Source organism: Oscillibacter sp. 1-3 (assembly GCF_000403435.2).
Taxonomy (GTDB): Bacteria; Bacillota; Clostridia; order Oscillospirales; family Oscillospiraceae; genus Oscillibacter.
In genome coordinates this window covers 86,895-105,658 of the sequence record NZ_KE159703.1, presented here as the reverse complement: position 1 = coordinate 105,658, position 18,764 = coordinate 86,895, and the positions used below count along the sequence as shown (strand labels likewise).

24 protein-coding genes are annotated in these 18,764 nt (G+C 63.4%); 13 read left to right on the top strand and 11 right to left on the bottom strand.

Going from position 1 to position 18,764, the window contains the following annotated elements; all coding sequences use genetic code 11:
* Positions 1 to 139: 139 nt before the first annotated feature.
* From C816_RS00530 to C816_RS00515, 4 genes are all read left to right on the top strand, one after another.
* Positions 140 to 628: a gamma carbonic anhydrase family protein gene (locus C816_RS00530; protein ID WP_016320446.1), complete on the top strand. Its 489-nt coding sequence runs from the start codon at positions 140 to 142 to the stop codon at positions 626 to 628.
* Between the two features lie 6 nt (positions 629 to 634).
* Positions 635 to 1,807 carry an AI-2E family transporter gene (locus C816_RS00525; protein WP_016320445.1) on the top strand — a complete coding sequence of 391 codons (1,173 nt, stop codon included), beginning with the start codon at positions 635 to 637 and terminating at the stop codon, positions 1,805 to 1,807.
* A gap of 137 nt (positions 1,808 to 1,944) precedes the next feature.
* Positions 1,945 to 2,169 carry a helix-turn-helix transcriptional regulator gene (locus C816_RS00520; RefSeq protein WP_016320444.1) on the top strand — a complete coding sequence of 75 codons (225 nt, stop codon included), beginning with the start codon at positions 1,945 to 1,947 and terminating at the stop codon, positions 2,167 to 2,169.
* On the top strand, positions 2,153 to 2,923 hold the full coding sequence (locus C816_RS00515) for a DUF3169 family protein (RefSeq protein WP_016320443.1): 771 nt from the start codon (positions 2,153 to 2,155) through the stop codon (positions 2,921 to 2,923). The genes C816_RS00520 and C816_RS00515 overlap by 17 nt, the downstream gene beginning before the upstream one ends.
* A 250-nt stretch (positions 2,924 to 3,173) precedes the next feature.
* Here C816_RS00515 and C816_RS00510 read toward each other — a convergent pair whose 3' ends face one another.
* The 6 genes from C816_RS00510 to C816_RS00485 all read right to left on the bottom strand — a co-directional run bounded on the left by C816_RS00510 (position 3,174) and on the right by C816_RS00485 (position 7,183).
* Entirely contained in the window at positions 3,174 to 4,847 is a 1,674-nt protein-coding gene (locus C816_RS00510) for a formate--tetrahydrofolate ligase (RefSeq protein WP_016320442.1), read from the bottom strand.
* 186 nt (positions 4,848 to 5,033) lie between these two features.
* A complete protein-coding gene (locus C816_RS00505; RefSeq protein WP_016320441.1) occupies positions 5,034 to 5,747 on the bottom strand; it encodes an MBL fold metallo-hydrolase in 714 nt (237 codons plus the stop codon).
* A complete protein-coding gene (locus C816_RS00500) occupies positions 5,744 to 6,058 on the bottom strand; it encodes a YbjQ family protein (protein ID WP_016320440.1) in 315 nt (104 codons plus the stop codon). Before C816_RS00500 ends, C816_RS00505 begins: the two co-directional genes overlap by 4 nt.
* Complete coding sequence (locus C816_RS00495; RefSeq protein ID WP_016320439.1) at positions 6,039 to 6,302, bottom strand: hypothetical protein; 264 nt, start codon at positions 6,300 to 6,302, stop codon at positions 6,039 to 6,041. Before C816_RS00495 ends, C816_RS00500 begins: the two co-directional genes overlap by 20 nt.
* On the bottom strand, positions 6,286 to 6,540 hold the full coding sequence (locus C816_RS00490; protein WP_016320438.1) for a hypothetical protein: 255 nt from the start codon (positions 6,538 to 6,540) through the stop codon (positions 6,286 to 6,288). Before C816_RS00490 ends, C816_RS00495 begins: the two co-directional genes overlap by 17 nt.
* Entirely contained in the window at positions 6,524 to 7,183 is a 660-nt protein-coding gene (locus C816_RS00485; protein WP_242832084.1) for a MerR family transcriptional regulator, read from the bottom strand. Before C816_RS00485 ends, C816_RS00490 begins: the two co-directional genes overlap by 17 nt.
* Positions 7,184 to 7,369: 186 nt before the next feature.
* Between C816_RS00485 and mutY the strand changes: the two genes are divergently transcribed.
* From mutY to C816_RS00445, 8 genes are all read left to right on the top strand, one after another.
* A complete protein-coding gene (gene mutY, locus C816_RS00480) occupies positions 7,370 to 8,446 on the top strand; it encodes an A/G-specific adenine glycosylase (protein ID WP_016320436.1) in 1,077 nt (358 codons plus the stop codon).
* A 1-nt stretch (position 8,447) separates the two neighbouring features.
* Positions 8,448 to 8,630, top strand: a complete 183-nt coding sequence (locus C816_RS00475) for a hypothetical protein (RefSeq protein ID WP_016320435.1) — start codon at positions 8,448 to 8,450, stop codon at positions 8,628 to 8,630.
* 3 nt (positions 8,631 to 8,633) lie between these two features.
* Complete coding sequence (locus C816_RS00470; protein WP_016320434.1) at positions 8,634 to 9,122, top strand: PF20097 family protein; 489 nt, start codon at positions 8,634 to 8,636, stop codon at positions 9,120 to 9,122.
* A 27-nt stretch (positions 9,123 to 9,149) separates the two neighbouring features.
* Complete coding sequence (locus tag C816_RS00465; protein WP_016320433.1) at positions 9,150 to 9,650, top strand: PF20097 family protein; 501 nt, start codon at positions 9,150 to 9,152, stop codon at positions 9,648 to 9,650.
* The gene (locus tag C816_RS00460; protein WP_016320432.1) at positions 9,647 to 10,519 is read left to right on the top strand and encodes a 4Fe-4S cluster-binding domain-containing protein; all 873 of its coding nucleotides are present in this window, start codon (positions 9,647 to 9,649) and stop codon (positions 10,517 to 10,519) included. The genes C816_RS00465 and C816_RS00460 overlap by 4 nt, the downstream gene beginning before the upstream one ends.
* A 293-nt stretch (positions 10,520 to 10,812) precedes the next feature.
* The gene (locus C816_RS00455) at positions 10,813 to 11,067 is read left to right on the top strand and encodes a helix-turn-helix domain-containing protein (protein WP_016320431.1); all 255 of its coding nucleotides are present in this window, start codon (positions 10,813 to 10,815) and stop codon (positions 11,065 to 11,067) included.
* Complete coding sequence (locus tag C816_RS00450; protein WP_016320430.1) at positions 11,064 to 11,747, top strand: ComF family protein; 684 nt, start codon at positions 11,064 to 11,066, stop codon at positions 11,745 to 11,747. The genes C816_RS00455 and C816_RS00450 overlap by 4 nt, the downstream gene beginning before the upstream one ends.
* Before the next feature lie 344 nt (positions 11,748 to 12,091).
* Positions 12,092 to 13,111, top strand: coding sequence for a rod shape-determining protein (locus C816_RS00445; protein ID WP_016320429.1), 1,020 nt, complete (start codon positions 12,092 to 12,094; stop codon positions 13,109 to 13,111).
* Positions 13,112 to 13,159: 48 nt separating this feature from the next.
* Here the strand turns inward: C816_RS00445 and C816_RS00440 are convergent, their stop codons facing one another.
* Entirely contained in the window at positions 13,160 to 13,390 is a 231-nt protein-coding gene (locus C816_RS00440) for a hypothetical protein (protein WP_016320428.1), read from the bottom strand.
* 121 nt (positions 13,391 to 13,511) lie between these two features.
* Here C816_RS00440 and C816_RS00435 point away from each other — a divergent pair, with 121 nt between their 5' ends.
* Positions 13,512 to 14,915: a GNAT family N-acetyltransferase gene (locus C816_RS00435; protein ID WP_016320427.1), complete on the top strand. Its 1,404-nt coding sequence runs from the start codon at positions 13,512 to 13,514 to the stop codon at positions 14,913 to 14,915.
* 42 nt (positions 14,916 to 14,957) lie between these two features.
* On the opposite strand, the gene C816_RS00430 is transcribed toward C816_RS00435, so the two are convergent.
* The 4 genes from C816_RS00430 to dnaJ all read right to left on the bottom strand — a co-directional run bounded on the left by C816_RS00430 (position 14,958) and on the right by dnaJ (position 18,546).
* Positions 14,958 to 16,034, bottom strand: a complete 1,077-nt coding sequence (locus C816_RS00430; protein ID WP_155978863.1) for a putative glycoside hydrolase — start codon at positions 16,032 to 16,034, stop codon at positions 14,958 to 14,960.
* A 44-nt stretch (positions 16,035 to 16,078) separates the two neighbouring features.
* Positions 16,079 to 16,516, bottom strand: a complete 438-nt coding sequence (rpiB, locus tag C816_RS00425) for a ribose 5-phosphate isomerase B (protein ID WP_016320425.1) — start codon at positions 16,514 to 16,516, stop codon at positions 16,079 to 16,081.
* Between the two features lie 79 nt (positions 16,517 to 16,595).
* Positions 16,596 to 17,405, bottom strand: coding sequence for a histidinol-phosphatase HisJ family protein (locus tag C816_RS00420; protein WP_016320424.1), 810 nt, complete (start codon positions 17,403 to 17,405; stop codon positions 16,596 to 16,598).
* Between the two features lie 10 nt (positions 17,406 to 17,415).
* The gene (dnaJ, locus tag C816_RS00415) at positions 17,416 to 18,546 is read right to left on the bottom strand and encodes a molecular chaperone DnaJ (protein ID WP_016320423.1); all 1,131 of its coding nucleotides are present in this window, start codon (positions 18,544 to 18,546) and stop codon (positions 17,416 to 17,418) included.
* Positions 18,547 to 18,764 lie beyond the last annotated feature (218 nt).

Sequence of the window (18,764 nt, the reverse complement as noted above, 5' to 3'; positions counted from 1 at the left end):
GCAAGAGCGCCGCAGAGGCGGATATGATCCGCCCGTCCTCCCGCGAAATCCGGATTTCCCGGCAGACGGGCGGCAGGCTGCCGCCCCTGCGGCATTTTTCAGGATATACAGAATTATAGAAAACCAGAGGAGAATGACCATGGCATACAAACTGAGAGCTTCCGATGAATCTGTTTTGATCTGCGAGGGCGCCCGGGTATCCGGGGACGTGACCCTGGGCCGGGGCGTGAGCGTCTGGTACAACGCCGTCCTCCGGGGGGACGACGGCGCCATTACTGTGGGGGAGGACACCAACATTCAGGACGGGGCCGTCCTCCACGAGGAGACCCGTGTGGGCGCCGGCTGCACCATCGGCCACAACGCCATTGTCCACGGCTGCGCCGTGGGGAACAACACCCTCATCGGCATGGGGGCCATTGTCCTCAACGGTGCGAGGATTGGGGACGACTGCGTCGTAGGCGCCGGGGCGCTGGTCACAGGGAAGATGGACGCCCCGGACGGCTCCATGATCCTGGGCAGCCCCGCCAAGGTGGTGCGGCCCCTGACGGAAGCGGAGATCGCCGGGAACCGGAAATCCGCCCAGGGGTATCTGGCGGCGGCGGAGCGGTACCGCCGGGGAGATGTGTGACGGCGTATGGAGTGGAATTGGCAGACTGTGAAGCATCTGCTGCTGGTGGTCTGCGGCGGCGTGGCCTTCTACTGCGCCCTGCAAAACCTGGCGGCGGTCTTCGCCGCCCTGGGATGGCTGCTGGGGGTGCTGTGGCCCTTCCTGCTGGGCGGGGCCATCGCCTTTATCCTCAATGTCCCCATGCGGGCCATTGAGCGGGGGCTGTTTTCCGGAAACAGGAGAATGAACAAGATCCGCCGCCCCCTGGCCCTGGTGCTGACCCTGGCGGCGGTGATCGGCGTGCTGACCCTGGCCTCGGCGGTCATCGGCCCCGGGGTGGGGGAGGCGGTCATGTCCCTGGGCCAGCAGATCCCCGCCGCCTTCCGGCGGCTCCAGGGCCAGCTGGCGGAGCTGGAGACCTACCTTCCCCTGCTGGAGTCCTGGGCGGAGAGCCTGGAGATTGACTGGAAGGACCTGACGGAAAAGGCCGTGGGCCTGGTCCAGGCCTGGGGCAGCGGACTGCTGTCCAGCGGCGGCGGACTCATCGGGGGCCTTGTCAGCGGCGTGAGCACCTTTGTCATCGGGTTCATTTTCTCCCTCTACATCCTGCTGCAAAAGGAGCCCCTGTCCCGCCAGGGGCGGCAGGTGCTCTACGGGCTTCTGCCCATCCGGGCGGCGGACCGCTGTCTGGAGATCCTGCGGCTGGCAAACCGCACCTTTTCCAGCTTCCTCTCCGGCCAGTGCCTGGAGGCGGTGATTTTGGGCACGCTGTTCGCCGTGTCCATGACCATCTTCCGGATGCCCTACGCATTGCTTGTGGGCGTCCTCATCGCCCTGACGGCTCTGATCCCCATCGTGGGGGCCTTCATCGGCTGTGTGGCGGGGGCGCTGCTCATCGCCGTCACCGACCCCTGGAAGGCGCTGATGTTCATCGTGCTCTTCCTGGTTCTCCAGCAGGTGGAGGGGAACCTGATCTACCCCCACGTGGTGGGCTCCTCCGTGGGCCTGCCCTCCATCTGGGTGCTGGCGGCGGTGACATTGGGCGGCAAGCTGATGGGCATCGCCGGGATGCTGTTTTTCATCCCCCTGTGCTCTGTGGCGTACGCCTTGTTCCGGGACTTTGTGAAGGGGCGGCTGCGGGAGAAAAACGTACCCGTGAAGAAGTGGCGGGACCCGCCGCCGGACCCCAGGCGAAAATAGCGCAAAAGACCTCCGGAAAAATTTCCGGAGGTTTTTTGCAATTCCTACTGACAACTATCCTTGTCAGTGCTATGCTTTGAATGACAAAGATCATTGTCATATTGACAACAACGGTTGTCAGAACAGGAGGCACAGCTATGCCATTGTACAACCGGCTCAAGGAGCACCGGGCCAGGCTCGGGGTAAACCAGCAGGAGATGGGGCGGATGGCTGGGGTATCCCGGCAGACCATCAGCCAGATCGAGCGGGGGGACTACTCCCCCTCGGTGACGCTGGCGCTGAAGCTGGCGAAGCTCTGCGGCGTGGCCGTGGAGGACATTTTTACGTATCAGGAGGATGGAGAAGATGAAAAACAAGACTGAGAAGAGCGAGAACCGGAGGGCCCTGCCCAAATTCTTTCTGACCATGCTGGGGAGCCTGCTGGTGGGATGCCTGCTGGGATCTCTGTTGGGATTCAGCCGCGTCTTCGGGCTGGATACCGGGAAGATCGCCGGGTTGCTGAACGGCGCGGTCCGGTCTGCCATGTTCTGGGGGATCCCCGTGACAACGCTGGTGACCATGGGGACCTGCTTTTTTCTCTACCGCTCCGCCGCGAGGAAATTCGCCGCCTGGGGCGGCGGGGACGAGGACGACGTGTCCCAGTCCGTTGAGATCCTCCTCAGCTGGGCGCTGCTCATCAGCGCCGTGCAGCTGCTGCTCAGCCTCTTTTTCATGACCGCCATCGGGACGTATCAGCCGGAAGAGGGGACTCTGGCCATGATCGGGGCGTTTCTCCTCTCCTGCGCCTGTGTGATCTTCACCCAGCAGAAGGTGGTGGACCTGGAGCGGCGGATGAATCCGGAGAAGCACGGCAGCGTCTATGACACCAAGTTCCAGAAAAAGTGGCTGGACAGCTGCGACGAGTCGGAGCGCCGGCAGATCGGCGAGGCCAGCTACCGGACCTATATGGTGACCACCCGCGTGTGCCTGGGACTGTGGTTGGTGCTGACCGTCCTGGGCATGGTCTTTGAGATCGGGATGCTGCCAGTGAGCGTTCTTTTGCTCGTCTGGGGCGTGATGCAGGTGACCTATGCCCTCTCCAGCATCCAGCTGAGCCGGCAAAGCGCGGCGGAGTGACAAAGACGCAGGAAAAACGCCGTCCACAGAGCGGGAGGGGCTTTTCAAAACAGGGCTCGCCCCCCTGCCGGCCGCTTTGCAGCCGGCAGGGGGGCGATTTTGCAGGAGATGAATTCCCTGTTAGAACCAGTTATTGACGGTGAAATTCCCCTGTGACAACCCCTCTGCCGATTTCAGATCGAACGGCGGCACGCGTTTTGACGGAAATTTATCTCGCCAATCCGCGCACCGCCGCCGATTGGTACAGTCTCTAAAACAATCCCGTAATTTTCCCGTTTTCATCCACATCGATCTTCTCCGCGGCAGGCGCCTTCGGCAATCCGGGCATCGTCATAATATCCCCCGTCAGAGCCACCAGGAATCCCGCCCCGGCGCTGACCTTCAAATTCCGCACCGTGATGGTAAACCCGCTGGGCGCTCCCAGCTTCGACGGATCATCGGAGAAGCTGTACTGCGTCTTCGCCATGCAGATGGGCAGCCGGTCAAATCCCAGCTCCTCCAGCTCCTTCATCTGCTTCCGGGCAGCGGGGGTCAGCGCCGCGCCGTCGGCATGGTAGACTTTTTTTGCAATGTCGTTCAGCTTCTCCTCAATGGGAGCCTCGGCATCGTAGGCAAATCGGAAGTCGCTGGGCTCGCCGCACAGGCGGACCACCTCCTCCGCCAGGGCAAGACCCCCTTCGCCGCCCTTGGCCCAGACCTCGCTGAGGGCGGCGTTCACCCCCAGGGCCCTGCATTTTTCCTCCACCAGCGCAAGCTCTGCGGCGGTGTCCGTGGGGAAGGCGTTAATCGCCACCACACAGGGCAGCCCGAAGACGTTTTTGATGTTGTCCACATGCCGGAGCAGGTTGGGCAGGCCCTTCTCCAGGGCGGGCAGGTTCTCCTCGTTCAGGCCGGCCTTGGCCGCGCCCCCGTGGTTTTTCAGCGCCCGGACCGTGGCCACCACCACAACGGCGCTGGGCTTCAAGCCCGCCAGACGGCACTTGATGTCCAGGAACTTCTCCGCCCCCAGGTCCGCGCCGAAGCCCGCCTCCGTCACGGCGTAGTCCGCCAGCCGCAGGGCCATCCTGGTCGCCATCACGGAGTTGCACCCGTGGGCGATGTTGGCGAAGGGACCGCCGTGAATGAAGGCGGGGGTTCCCTCCAGGGTCTGGACAAGGTTGGGTTTCAGGGCGTCCTTCAAAAGGGCGGCCATAGCTCCCTCAGCCTTGAGGTCATGGGCGGTGACCGGCCTGCCGTCGTAGGTGTAGCCCACCACCATCCTGCCCAGCCGGGCTTTCAGGTCCGGGATGTCCGCGGACAGGCACAGCACCGCCATGATCTCGCTGGCCACGGTGATGTCAAACCCGTCCTCCCGGGGCACGCCCTGCATCCGGCCGCCCAGGCCGTCCACAATATTCCGCAGCTGCCGGTCATTCATGTCCACGCAGCGCTTCCAGGTGATCTTTTTCACATCGATCCCCAGGGCGTTGCCCTGCTGGATGTGGTTGTCCAGCATCGCGGCCAGCAGGTTGTTGGCCGCGCCGATGGCGTGGAAGTCCCCGGTGAAGTGGAGGTTGATGTCCTCCATTGGCACCACCTGGGCGTACCCGCCGCCTGCGGCCCCGCCCTTCACGCCGAACACCGGGCCCAGGGAGGGCTCCCGCAGGGCCACCAGCGTGTTCTTCCCCAGGCGGCGCATGGCGTCCGCCAAGCCAACGGTGGTGGTGGTCTTGCCCTCCCCGGCTGGGGTGGGGTTGATGGCGGTCACCAAAATCAGCTTCCCGTCGGGCCGCGCGCTCTCCCGCAGGAGGCGGTAGTCCACCTTGGCCTTGTAATTGCCGTAGAGCTCCAGGTATTTGTCCTCCACCCCGGCGGTCTGGGCAATCTCCGTGATGGGACGCATGGCGCACTGCTGCGCGATCTCAATATCGGACAGAATCTTCATAACCGGCCTCCCAGAAAATAGGTATTACTTTTTTTGCACAGGGAGATGATACCACGAAATCCCTCGGATGAAAAGGGGGAAATTGCATAAAAGATTCCAAATTTCCCGGAGTTTCGTCTCTTTGGAGGAACGAAGGCCCGGCGGCTCCATGGAGCCGCCGGGCCTTTGAGAAAAAATAGCGCCGTCTTACAGAGAGAATACCTGTCCCTCCTCCGTGACAGAGAGGGTCCTCGGCCCGAATTCCGGGCAGCGGGCCAGAAATTTCTCCGTAAAGCCGAAGTCCCCCCACTGGTGCATGGGCAAAAACCGCCGGATGTCCGCCGTCTCCAGAAAGTACCTGGGGCCCCGGAATCCGTCCTCCCCCAGCCGGGGGTCCAGGGGGAGCATGGCAAGGTCGATGCGCCGCCCCCGCAGGGGCTCCGTATACCGCCGGAAATTGGCGGCCATGTTGTTGTTCCATGCCTTGTCCTCCCCCTCCCAGTGCCACCAGTTCAGGTCCCCGGCGTGGAAGAGGGCGAGGCCGTCCGCCGTCACCAGGAAGGCCTCCCCCTCGTCGGTGGAGGACAGGGCCTCGACTGTGGCCTGGGGCAGGGCACAGGTCTGGCCGCCCCTCAATATATGGCACTTTTCCACCGTCTCAGGGGAGACGGCCCACCGCTCCAGATTCCGCGCGCTCAGCTTGATGTCGCGGCCCAGCACGAATCGCACGGCCCGAGTTCCGTCGTCCAGGGAGAAAATCTGCGGCTTGAAGTGGTCCTCATGCCGGTGGCTGGCAAACACGTACAGGGGAACCCCCGGCCGCAAAGCCGGGAGTTCCCCCTTCCACCAGTCAAAGAGCAGCGTCACGGAGGGCAGCTCCGCCAGAAAACCGCTGTGACCCAGAAAGGTGACGGTCATCATTTGAACTTTACCGCCGTGCCGTAGGCGATGACCTCGGCGGCCCCCTGCATCACGGAGGACGAGCCGAAGCGGATGTTGATGACGGCGTCGGCCCCCAGGGCCTCCGCCTCGTCCACCATGCGCTTGGTGGCGATCTGCCGGGCCTCCACCAGCATCTCCGTGTAGCCCGCGATCTCGCCGCCTACCAGGGTTTTCATACCCGCCATGAAATCCTTGCCGAAGTTCTTGGACTGGACCACCGTGCCCTTCACGATGCCCAGGGCTTCAAACTCCTGCCCGCCGGGGATATAATCAATATTTAAGAGCTTCATCGAATTCTCCTCCTTCAATTTCTTTCAATCTCTGTCTCAGCACCGCCAGGGCCGGGAGCATCAGCCCAACGCAGAGGGCGGCCATGGCCGCAAACAGCCAGAACAGCCACCGCGGCAGGCCGGGAATGAGGCACACCGCGCCGAAGGCGATTACACAGGCCAGCTGCAAGAGGCCGAACATCGCCACTCCCAGCACGGCCTGCCGCCGGTATTTTCTCCGGCGGTGGTCAGTATTGGCTGGCATCCTCTTCCTCGCCTCCGTCGATCTCCCGCAGCCGCTGCCGCAGGGCCTTCAGCGCGCCCACGATCACCGCGCCGCCCACGACCAGCCAGCACAGCAGGGGGAACTTGACGTTCACGGTCTCCCCGCCGCTCCACAGGCCCATGGCCCCCAGAACGATTGCCATCAGGGGCGCGATATACGCGATCACCAGCACCGTCATCACGATAGGGGCGATCTTCTTCTTAGTAGTTTTTCGCATCGTCGATCTCTCCTTTCCCGATCTCCCGCAGCCGCTGGACCAGGGCCGCCAGGATTCCCGCGATTATCAGCAGAGGCACGGCCATGGCAAACAGCACCAGGGGCCAGGGGGCAGTGCCGGGGGACCCTATGAAAAATGCCCAGCCCAGCAGGGCCATAAAGCCGACCAGCAGCGCGGTCATGCTCCCGGCGATGACCAGCGGGGCCGCGTACCGGACGCGGATGTCGCTGCGCTGCTTGTTCTGGAAGGTGGCCCCCTCCTGCTCCAGGGTCTCCATGCGGGCGAGAAGCTCCTGGGCGTCCAGGTCCTCCAGCCGCGCCGGACAGTCCGTCAGACCGCCGCACAGGCGGATGGCCTGCTCCAGATTCTCCCGGTCCCGCTCCAGCGTTATCAGGTGCCGCCGCATGCCGTCGCCCACGGTGTGGACGCCGCTCTGCATCTTCCGGATCTCCTCCAGGGGCACGCCCAGCTTCCGCATGAGCTTGATCCGCCGCAGCGCGTCCACCTCGGCCTCGCCGTAGTCCCGGTAGCCGTTCTCGCTGTTCCGCCGGGGCGTCAGCAGGCCCTCGGACTCGTAAAAGCGGATGTTCTTCTTTGTGATGCCCACCAGGGCCTCCACCTCATTGATTTTCAGATGGTTCACCTCGCTTTCTGATATGATGATATACCTTCCAGAAGGGGGAAGGTCAAGAGTTTTCTGAAAAAATATTTTCTTTGCAGGTCCGCGTCCCTGCGCAGGCCATTTCTCCGGAAGCGCCGGGGCCCCTCCTCCACCGGGGTTTGGAGGGAACCGCTTCCCTTTTTCCCTGTTTCATGTTATAATTCCCCCATGGAAGAAAAAATTCTGACAAGTGGAAATCCCCTGGCCCTCCTGCCGGAGCCCCTTCTGGCCTGGTACCGGGCCAACGCCCGGGATTTGCCCTGGAGGCACACGGCAGACCCCTACCGCATTTGGGTCTCGGAGATCATGCTCCAACAGACCCGGGTGGCGGCGGTGCTGGGGTATTATGCCCGGTTTCTCGCGGCCTTCCCCTCGGTGGAGGCCCTGGCCGCCGCGCCGGAGGACCGCCTGATGAAGCTGTGGGAGGGCCTGGGGTATTACAGCCGGGCCCGGAACCTCCAGAGGGCGGCGAGACAGATCACGGAGCAGGGCGGCTTTCCCGACACTTACCAGGGCCTGCTGGCCCTGCCGGGAATCGGGGAGTACACCGCCGGGGCCATTGCCTCGGCGGCCTTCGACCTCCGGGAGCCGGCGGTGGACGGCAACGTTCTGCGGGTCGTTGCCCGCCTGACGGACTGCCATGACGACATCGCCGCCCCGGGGACGAAGAGGGCCGTTCAGGAGCAGGTACGCGCCCTGATGCCGGAGGCGGAGGCGGACGTGCGCATTTTCAACCAGGCCGTGATGGAGCTGGGGGCCACGGTCTGCGTCCCCAACGGTTCCCCGAAGTGCGGGGTGTGTCCCGCCCGGGACTTCTGCCTGGGCCGCATCCGGGGCACGGCGGAGAGTCTGCCGGTGAAGGCGGCAAAAAAGGCACGCCGGGTGGAGGAGAAGACGGTGTTCCTCCTGCTGCGAAAGGGAAAAATCGCCCTGCGGCGGCGGCCGGACACCGGCCTTTTGGCGGGGCTGTGGGAGTTTCCCAACACAGAGGGCGCGCTAAACGAGGCGGAGGCCGCAGCGGCGGTTCGCGCCTGGGGCCTGGAGCCGAAAGCCTGGAGAAAAAAACTGACGGCGAAACACATCTTCACCCACGTGGAGTGGCGCATGACCGGCTACGCCCTGGAGGCCGCCGGGGAGGGGCCCTTCCTCTGGGCGGACGGGGCGGGGCTGGAGACCCACGCGGTGCCCTCCGCCTTTGCCCGGTACTACGAGGAGGCCCGGAGACTGCTGGAGGAGGAGAGATAGCATGGCAGTATTGCGAATTTTACCGGCCGTAGTGATGACACTGGGGCGGCTGCTGCCCTTTTTGGTCGTAGGGGTGCTGCTGTTTTTCCTGTGGCGGCGGTCCGTCCGCAAGGGGGAGGACCCGGAGTTCAAGGGACCGGTGTACACCGTGGACTACGAGGAAGTGGAAGACGAGGAGGAGTGACCTGTGGCCTTCTGGAAGAAATCTGAGGACCCCTGGGACATTGACCCGGCAAAGGAGCAGGAGAAACAGGACCGGGAGCCCCTGGAAAATCCCCTGGACGCCCTGCGGGACTGGAACGAGGAGCGCAAAGCCAGAGCCGCCGCCAAGCAGGCGGAGTGGGAGGCACAGCCCAAGGAGATGTGTCCTTGGTGCGGAAAAGAGATGGAGCGGGGGTGCCTTGCGGGCAGCCGGGGCGTCTACTGGTTTCCCGGCAGATACACGGCCTCGGCGGCCTGGTGGGGCCCTTCTGTCATTGAGGACAGTCTCCGGGTGGACAACGAGGGCGGCCTTTCCACCTATAAGACCGCCTGGTACTGCCGGAGCTGCAAAAAGATGCTGTTCTCCATGGCGGCCGAGATTTCCGAGACGCTGCCGCCCCAGACCGGGGAGGCGTGTGCCGCGGAGCCAGAGCGGTACGCAGAGGATGCCGGGGAACGTGACGCAGACCGGTGAATACAGGCGAGAAGGAGGCAACCGCAAATGCCATTTTGGAAAAAAAGCGAGGACCCCTGGGACGTGACCCCCGCCAAAGAGCGGGCCAAGCGGGAGCCCATAGAGAACCCGCTGGACACCCTGCGGGACTGGAACGAGGAGCGCAAGGCCAGAGCCGCCGCCAAGCAGGCGGAGCTGGAGGCTCAGCCCAAGGAGGTCTGCCCCTGGTGCGGGAGGGAGATGGAGCGGGGCTACTTCCCGGGGGGCCGGGACGCGATCACCTGGAGGCCGGGGTTCCTTACCGCCAGGGCCGCCTGGATCGGTCCACCCAAAGAGGTGCGGGAGCGCAGTCTGCGGGTAGATGACGAAGGGGATTTTACCACTTATAAGACGGTCTGGTACTGCGGGGACTGCGAGAAGATGGTCATCGACGCCAAGGGGATGCGGCGGGTCAGCGAGCCCTACACCTGGCCGGAGTCTCCCGAGGCGAAGGAGCTGGAGGGTTACTTCCGGGATACCCAGAGGAACAAAGAGGAGGACCCCTCATGATCTGCCGCCTCTGTCCCCGGAACTGCGGCGCGAAACGCACGGAGACCGTCTCCGGCGGCGTGTGCGCCATGCCCGCCCTCCCCGTGGCGGCCCGGGCCATGCTTCACCGGTGGGAGGAGCCCTGCCTCACCGGAGAGCACGGGGCCGGGACGGTGTTCTTCTCCGGCTGCAATCTCCGGTGCGTCTTCTGCCAGAATGCCCCCATTTCCCAAGAGGGCGCGGGGAGGCCCGTGACGGTTTCCCGCCTGCGGGAGATCTTCCATGAGCTGATCGCCCAGGGGGCGGCGTGTCTGGACCTGGTGACCCCCACCCACTTCACCCTCTCCATCCTGGAGGCCCTGGGGGAGGAGCCCTGGCCGGTGCCGGTGGTGTGGAACTCCGGCGGGTATGAAAAGCCGGAGACTTTGCGGCTTCTGGAGGGCAGGGTTCAGGTGTATCTGCCGGACCTGAAATATGCCCTTCCGGGCCCGGCGGAGATGTATTCCGGCGCGGCGGATTATTTTGACCGGGCCTCCGCCGCCATTCTGGAGATGTTTCGCCAGACAGGACCGTACCGAATGGAGGGCGGCCTCTTGAAATCCGGCGTGCTGATCCGGCACCTGATCCTGCCGGGGGAGCTGGAGAACACCCGGCGCTGTATCGACTGGGTGGCGGAGACCTTCCGCCCCGGGGAGGTACTGTTCTCCCTCATGAGCCAGTACACGCCCCAGCCCGGGGCGGAGGGGCGTCTGGGCCGCCATGTGACGAGGGCGGAGTACCGCGCGGCGGCGGAGTATATGGCCAACTGTGGAATTGCCGACGGCTATACGCAGGAGCGGACCTCCGCCCGGGAGGAGTACACGCCTGAATTTGATATGCGGGGCATATGATTGAGCCCCTCCTTTGGCTGGGGTGTTCCTTTGGAATCCGCCCCACGAGGCGGGACGTCGGCACGCCGGGCCCGGCGGCTCTTTTTCTCGCAGGGGAGAACAGTCCTAAGCGGCAAAGCCGCCAAGGGCTGCGCAGATCGTGCCCAGCCATCATCGTGGCTGAATCCCCCTTCGCGGCGCCAGCGGCGCACAAATTACCCTGGCCCATAACCGGATACGGAACCCCCATATCCATCTAGAAATGCGATATAACAAAATATCTGAAATTCAGATACATATACTCATCTTTGGTGATGTATATGCGGACGGAGATTTTAAGATATGGTCGAATTCGTGATATTCGGAACGACCGGGGCCTGACGCAGGAACAAATCGCAAGATTTCTCCATGTCAGTCAGAACACCTATTCCCAATATGAAATTGGAACCACTCGGTTTCCTTTGGATGTAGTGGTCAAGCTGGCGGAATACTACAATGTCAGCATGGACTACCTGGTGGGCCTCACCGACGACCCCACCCCCTACTCCAGAAAGCGGAGGCAGCCGTGAGGGCCCTGGAGCGGGTTTTGGACCTGCTCTTCCCGCCCCGGTGCCCCTTCTGCGGCCGGGTGCTGGACCGTCCCGGCGTCTGCGCCGGATGCGCCTCCTCCCTCCCCTGGACAGCGGAGGCCGACAGCCTCTGGGAGCTCCCCGGCGCTCTGCGGTGCGCCGCGCCGCTGTGGTACGAGGGCGCTGCCCGCCAGGGCCTGCTGCGGTTCAAATTTCAGGGCGCCGCCGGGGCGGCGGACCCGCTGGGCGGGCTCATCGCCCAATGCGCCGCGGAGCGGCTCTCCGGGGAGTTCGACACCGTTACCTGGGTGCCGGTGAGCCGGAAGCGCCTGCGGAGACGGGGCTACGACCAGGCGGAGCTGCTGGCCCGCGGGGCCTGCCGCCGGTGGGACGCCCACCCGGAGCGGCTGCTGGAGAAGGTCCGGGACAACCCCGCCCAATCCGGTCTGACGGACGGAGAGTCCCGGCGGGAAAATGTCAAGGGCGTCTACCGGGCTGCGGGGGACTGCCGGGGCCGCCGGATACTGCTGGTGGACGACATCTGCACCACCGGGGCCACGCTGGGCCAGTGCGCTGCCGTCCTGCTGGATGCCGGGGCGGAGACAGTGGTCTGCGCGGCGGCGGCACGGACTCCTCCGGGCAGGCATGACGCCCCGGACAGACAGCTTGGAACCCTTTAGGCCTTGTTTGAAAAAAGTCAAAACGCCCAAACGGTGGATTTTTTTCCGCCGCTCTGCGTTAAATGTTCTTGCCGGGCGTCAGCCCGTCTGCTAAAATTTGCCTTGATTGGCGAAAATATCTCTCGCCGTTGGGCATTCCGCCATTTTTCAAACATGGCCTAGTGAATTCCCCTTGCCCTGTTTTCACCAAATTCCGGCACTGTCCGGAGAAAAAGGTTTACAATTTCGGAGAAGAATGGGGTTGCAATCGACAGAAACTGCCAGTATAATAGAGCTTGTATTGTGATTGTTTGCGGAAAAACCGTTTATAATAAGATAGAAAGAGCATGAGGTGAGGTAAATCCATGGGAAAAGATATTGGTATCGACCTGGGAACCGCTTCGGTTTTGGTATATGTCAAGGGCAAAGGCATTGTTTTGAACGAGCCCTCTGTGGTGGCGCTGGACAAGAACACGGGCAAGCTCCTGAAGGTGGGCGCCGAGGCCCAGGCCATGCTGGGCCGGACCCCCGGCAACATTGTGGCCATCCGCCCCCTGCGGGAGGGCGTCATCTCCGACTACGACATGACAGAGCGGATGCTCCGGGAGTTCATTCACAAGGTGGCGGGCGTGTCTTTCTTCCGTCCCCGGGTGCTGATCTGCATCCCCTCCGGCATTACGGAGGTTGAAGAACGCGCCGTGGTGGACGCGGGCATTCAGGCTGGGGCCCGGAAGGTCTACCTCATTGAGGAGCCCGTGGCGGCCGCCATCGGCGCCGGCATCGACATCACCCAGCCCGACGGCCACATGGTGGTGGACATCGGCGGCGGCACGGCGGACATCGCCGTCATCTCCCTCTCCGGCGTGGTGGAGTCCGCCTCCATCAAGATCGCCGGCGACCAGCTCAACGAGGCTGTGGTGAAGTATATGCGCCGCAAGCACAACCTGTTGGTGGGCGAGCGCACCGCCGAGGAGATGAAAAAGCAAATTGGCTGCGTCTTCCCCAAGGAGGAGGAGGAGACCATGGATGTGAAGGGCCGCTGCCTTCTCACGGGCCTTCCCAAAGTGGTCACCGTCAGCTCCACGGAGATGATGGACGCCTTCGAGGAGCCGGTGGAGCGGATCATGGAGGCCATTCACTCCGTGCTGGAGCGCACGCCGCCGGAGCTGGTGGCGGACATCTCCACCAACGGCATCGTCATGACCGGCGGCGGCAGCCTGGTCTCCGGCTTTGACAAGCTGGTCACCGCCCGCACCGGCATTCACGCCATCATCGCCGAGGAGGCCATCAGCTGCGTGGCCTTGGGCACGGGCAAGAGCCTGGCGGACCTGAACTCCCTCCAGGACGGCACCATGAATATCTCCCGCCGCAGGCAGATGAACTGACGAAAAAGGAGAAGGCAGAGCCTTCTCCTTTTTGACGAGAGGCGGCAGTCAGCTCTCCTTCCGAAAATACTCCCGGATCAGAATCGCAAGACCCACCGCGGCCAGCGCGGCCGCCAAAAGGAAGGGAATCCCCATATGGGTCTCCCCCAGGGTCGTAATGACACGGCCGGGCGGAGTGTGCCAGCTGGTGACCATGCGGTCCTGGATATACAGGAGAATGAACATGCACCAAAAGCTCCCCAGCATGGTGAAAAATCCGCCGATCAGCGTGCGCTTCATAAAAGGCGCCTCCTTTGCCAAGCTATCCGTATTTTACCCCGGAAGACGGACGCTGTCAACCGTCCGCCCGGGTCCGCACGCCGCCTCCGGCGGTGCAGTTTACAGAGAGAACAGGTGACTTATGCAGACCTTCAAGCCAGTGACAAAACAGGACGCGCCCAAGCTGCGGCGGTATTACCAAAACTGCAGCTACGGTTTGTGCGAGTACTCCGTGGGCACCAAGCTCATGTGGCGCAAAACCCTCCACCCCGCCTGGGCGGAGATCGCCGGATGCCTGGTGATCCGCAACACCATAGACGGGCAGACCGCCTTTGACTACCCGGTCCCCGGCCCCGAGGGGGACGAGGACGCGGCCCTGAGCGCCATCGAGGCCTACTGTCTGGAAAAGGGCGTGTGTCCGGTGATCTCCGTAGTGCCGGAGTGCAAAGCGGCCAGACTCCTGGCCCGGTATCCTTATGTGCGGGTCAGCAACATCCGCACCTGGCGGGACTATGTGTATTACCGGGAGGACCTGCAGTTCTTCACCGGGCGGCGGTACTCCGGCCAGCGCAACCACATTAAGAAGTTCCGCACCCAGTGGCCGGAGGCCCTCTTCCGCCCTCTGACGGCGGCGGACGGAGACGCGGTGGACCGCTTTTGGACGGACTACGAGGCGGAGTTTCCCAAGGGAGACAACGCCAAGGCCCGGGACGAGCTGGCCCTGGCGAAAAAGATGCTGAAAATGGCGGGCAAGCCCTGGTTTCTCGCCGGGGGAATGTTTGACGGGGACAGGCTCATTGCCATCTCCCTGGCGGAGCGCTGCGGGGACACCCTCATCATCCATATCGAGAAGGCGCTGTACTCCTACACCGGCGTGTACCCCGCCTTGGTACAGGAGTTTGCGGGCGCCTTCGGCGGGGACTGCCAGTGGATTAACCGGGAGGACGACGCCGCCGACCGGGGCCTTCGCACCTCCAAGCTCCAGTATGGCCCGGCCAAGCTGGCGCCCAAGTACCGCTTTGAGCCTCAGAACGAGCTTTTAAGCCACGTGAAGTCCATCCCGGAGCTGAGGACGGAGCGGCTGACGCTCTCCGCCCTGGAAGAGGCGGACATCCCCGCCTACAACGCCCTGGTGCTGGACCAGGAGCGAAACCGCTGGTGGGGCTATGACGATGTGGCCGGCCTGGGGGGGGCGGTGGAGGAGCGGAGCTTCTTCGACGTGGCCCGGCGGGACTTCGAGAATCGGCTGGCGGTCAACTTCGCCATCCGCCTGGACGGAAAGCTCATCGGCGAGGCGGTGCTCTACCGCTTTGACTACCAGGGCGGCGCGGAGCTGGGCTGCCGCATCGACAGGGCCTATGACGGCCACGGCTACGGCACCGAGGCCTTTGCCGCCGTGGCCAACTGGGGGCTGTACCGGGTGCAGCTAAACCGGGTGCTGGCCAAGTGCTACAAGGAGAATCAGGCCTCCTTCAAGATGCTCTCCTCCTGTATGCGCAGGAGCGGGGAGGACGAGACCTTTTTCTACTTTGAAAAACCGGTGTAACTGAAAAGACCGTGTCCGTTTTGGACACGGTCTTTTTTTCGTTCATTCCGCCGCCGGCAGAAGCAGGAAGGGGCCGTCCCAGCTGGGGTCCGGCGCGGCCAGCTCCGGCAGGAAGTCCTGGACCCGATTCTCAGCCACAGCCTCCGCCTGGAACACCAGATTGGAGAGAATTCCGGCCTGCCCTGGCTCCGTCACAGCGTACACGCGGTCCGCACAGCTGACGGCCCGGGCCAGCACCAGACCGGAGGCGGCCTCCTGGCCGTCGGAGATCACACTCTCGGGAAGCTCCATAGAGAGCTTCACGCCGTAGGGCTCCAGCGTTTGCAGAAGATCCTGCCACAGCAGGGACAGATTCCCTTCGATGGGGTCGGAGCCGTAGTTGATGGTATCCAGCTCCCCCTGGATGGGGTAGCCGGTATCCGTCAGCAGAATCTCGTCAAAGCCCAGCTCCGCAATCTCCCGCACCAGGCCGCACAGATACGCCCGGGAGGCCGGCTGGCTGGGGTCCAGCCAGGTGACGCCGCCGCTGCGGAACATATTCCGGTTGGTCTTGTTTTTCAGGCCCATGGGGTTGTTGTTCATATAGGGGGCGAAGGCGTCCGGAAGGCAGGAGAAGCGGGCGATGGCATACAGCTCCTCGTCCCCGGTAATCATGCCCAGGGCCTCCGTGGTGCCCTGTACGGTCTTTACCGCCTTCTCCGCGGCGGTCTGGGAGGCAAAGTAGACAGAACCTCCGGCGTCCTTCAAGGTGACGACCACGCCGCCGAAGGTATCCCCCATCTCCGCTTTGGCGGCCTCCCAGGCCGCCGGGGTCAGCGGGGCGGCGGTCAGGGAGTATACCTGAAAGACAGGCGCGACCTCCGGCTCCGGCACGACAATCTCCAGACTGTCCGCAGGCTCCGGCACCTGGACGGGCGGGACCTCCGGCTCCGGCGCCGGGTCCGTCTGCCGCTCCGGCAGGCGAAAGAAGGGTGTGCCGTTTTCGTCGTAGGCGATATAGCGCTGCATGGCCAGTGCGCTCAGCGCCGCCAAAATGATGAATACCAGGAGCACGGCTAAGGCGACTTTTCCCTTGGAGGTCCGGCCCCGGTAGGTGCGGTACCCTCTGGCCAATGGCATCTCCCTCCTCTTCGCAAATTTGCCGAAAACTGCCGTAAAACAGGTCAGCCCTCCAGAGCCATGATCTTATCCACCCGGCGGGCGTGGCGTCCGCCCTCAAACTCCGTGGAGAGAAAGACCTCCACCATGCGCTCGGCCATGTTCTTGCCGGTGAAGCCCGCGCCGATGGCCATCATGTTGGCGTTGTTGTGGCGGCGGGTCAGCTCTGCCTGGAGGCAGTCGGCGCAGTGGGCGCAGCGGATGCCTTTGATCTTGTTGGCGGCGATGGAGATGCCGATGCCGGTGGTGCAGATCACAATGCCCCGGTCGCATTTGCCCTCCGCCACGGCCCGGGCCGCCGCCGCGCCGAAGTCGGGATAGTCGCAGCTGTCCAGAGAATCGCAGCCAAAGTCCTCACAGGTGTGGCCCAGCTTCTCCAGGACCTGGATGATGTATTGTTTCAGCTCATAGCCGCCGTGGTCGCAGCCCAGCGCTATTTTCATGGTGACATCCTCCTGTCTGTTGTGTTTTCTTATTGTATATTGATTCGTCAAAAAAATCAATACGTTTCCGGCATTTCCCTCACAGGTCGTGCCAGATGGGCCGGCGCTTTTCAAAGGTGCAGAATTTGGTGAATCCGCACTGGCGCAGCAGCACCTGCCGCTCCCGGATGACGCAGCCGGCAAACTCCGGCGTATGGGCGTCGCTGCCCAGGGTGATGATCTCGCCGCCCAGATCGCGGTACATCCGCAGCCATTTCTCGTCCGGCAGGGGTGTGTTGCCCCGGTTGGTGTTCAGCTCAATGCCGCAGCCGTTCCGGATTGCGGTGCGGAGAATGTCCTCCACCTCCGCCTCGAAGCTGTCGAAGCTCAGGTGGAAGCCCTGGTTCTCGTTGAGATACCGCAGAGGCAGAGTCAGGTGCCCCAGCACGTCGAACTGGCCCCATTCCGCCTCCCGTTTTACAAGCGCCAGATAGTCGGTGATGCCCAGCAGGGCCTCCTCTTCGTCCTTCGGGTGGAAGAAATACATATCCACAAAGTCGAACCGCTCCGAGAGGATATGGGTGGAGCCGATCATGAAGTCCAGCTCCGGCGCCCCCTTCATCAGCCCGGCGGTGCGGGGCAGGTCCAGGATGGCCTCCCCCAGTTCAATGCCCAGGCGCAGCCGGATGCGGTCCCCCACTGCCGCCTGCGCGGCCGCGAACTCCTGGGAGAGGGCGTCCCAGTCGTAGAACTCGATGGGGTCCCGGCCATTCCAGGCCACGGGCTCCATATGGTCGGTAAAGCAAATCTCGTCCATCCCCGCCCGCAGAGCTGCCTCCGCCATCTCCACCATGGGATATTTTGCGTCCGGGGAGATACGGGAGTGCATGTGGTAATCAGCCAAATACATGGGTTTCGCCTCACTTTTTGAACTTCTTGAAAAACTTTTTTCGCTCCTCGTAGTTGTTGTCCCCCACGCTCTCGGCGAACTTTTTCAGAGCCTCCTTCTGCTCCTTGTTCAGGTTCCGGGGCGTCTCGATGTAAACGGTGACGTACTGGTCGCCCCGGCCCCGGCCGTTGATGGCGGGAATACCCTTGCCCTTGAGGCGGAAGGTGGTGCCGCTCTGGGTGCCCTCCGGCAGGTCGTACTTGACCTTGCCGTCAATGGTGGGGATCTCCAGCTCCGCGCCCAGCACCGCCTGGGCGAAGGTGATGGGCGCCTCGCACAGCACGCTGGTGCCCTCCCGGCGGAACAGCTCGTGGGGCCGCACGGTGATGGTAATCAGCAGATCGCCGGCGGGGCCGCCGTTGGTTCCGGCGTGGCCCTGGCCCCGGATGGAGATGGTCTGCCCGTGGTCGATGCCGGCAGGAATCGTGGCCTGAATGGTCTTGCGCTTCCGGACCACTCCCGCCCCGTGGCAGTCCTTGCAGGGCTGGTGGATAATCTTGCCCTTGCCGCCGCACTTGGAGCAGGGGGAGGAGGTGGCGAAGACGCCCATAGGCGTCTGCCGCCGGACCTGCACCTGACCGGTGCCGCGGCAGTCCGGGCAGACCTCCGGCGTGGCCCCGGGGGCGCAGCCGTTGCCGTGGCAGGTTTCGCACTGCTCCATCCGCTCCACGGTCACGGACTTCTCGCAGCCGAAGGCCGCCTCCTCAAAGGACACGGCCAGGGACAGCCGGATGCTCTCCCCCCGCTGGGGGGCGTTGGGGTTGCTGCGCCGTCCGCCGCCAAAGCCCCCGCCGAAGAAGCTGCCGAAGATGTCCCCCAGGTCGCCGAAGTCGAAGCCTCCGTCAAACCCGCCGCCGGCGCCGAAGTTGGGGTCCACCCCGGCGTGGCCGAATTGGTCGTACCGGGCCTTCTTATCGCTGTCGGACAGGACCTCATAAGCCTCGTTGACCTCCTTGAACCGAGCCTCGGCGGCCTTGTCGCCGGGGTTCAGGTCTGGGTGGTTGGCTTTGGCAAGCTTCCGATAGGCCTTCTTGATTTCGTCCTGAGAAGCCCCCTTGGAGACGCCCAGGACCTCGTAATAGTCGCGTTTCTGCTCAGCCATAGTTCCTCCAATAATTAGGAATGAGGAATCAGAGGCTGTTTGAAAAATGGCAAAACGCCGTCCTTTGCGGATCTTTTTCCGCTGAGACTGCGTTGCTTTTTCTGGAAATCCATCAGGATTCCTGCGCAAAATCGCCCTGTTCAGCGAAAGCATCTGCGCCAATTTTCAGACAGCCCCTAAAGTCTGTTTTCAAACCGTCAAAATACCATGGGCAAATA